Source organism: Halomonas borealis, from assembly GCF_004798905.1.
Classification (GTDB): domain Bacteria; phylum Pseudomonadota; class Gammaproteobacteria; order Pseudomonadales; family Halomonadaceae; genus Halomonas; species Halomonas borealis.
The window spans coordinates 1-237 of the sequence record NZ_SDMO01000141.1 but is presented as its reverse complement, the minus strand read 5'-3'; the positions used below and the strand labels follow the sequence as shown (position 1 = coordinate 237).

General features: G+C 38.0%; 1 protein-coding gene. It reads left to right on the top strand.

Annotated features, from left to right (window positions below; all coding sequences use genetic code 11):
* The coding region (locus tag ETC07_RS16450; RefSeq protein WP_240724693.1) for a hypothetical protein at positions 1-237 on the top strand (237 nt) is incomplete at both ends.

Here is a 237-nt window from a genome sequence, read left to right as displayed (position 1 = left end):
AAAGCTTGGCATTTCCACAATACAGGATTTATTGCTTTATTTTCCTTTCCGTTATGAAGATTTTGCTGGACGCTCCATTTTTGAATTAGTAGATGGAGAAAAAGCAACGGTGATTGGTGAAGTGGTAACACCCGCTAATGTCCAGTATTATGGATTTAAACGCAACAGACTTACTTTTAAACTCAAACAAGGGGAAGCTGTAGTTGCTGTGAGCTTTTTTAATCAGCCCTATTTAGC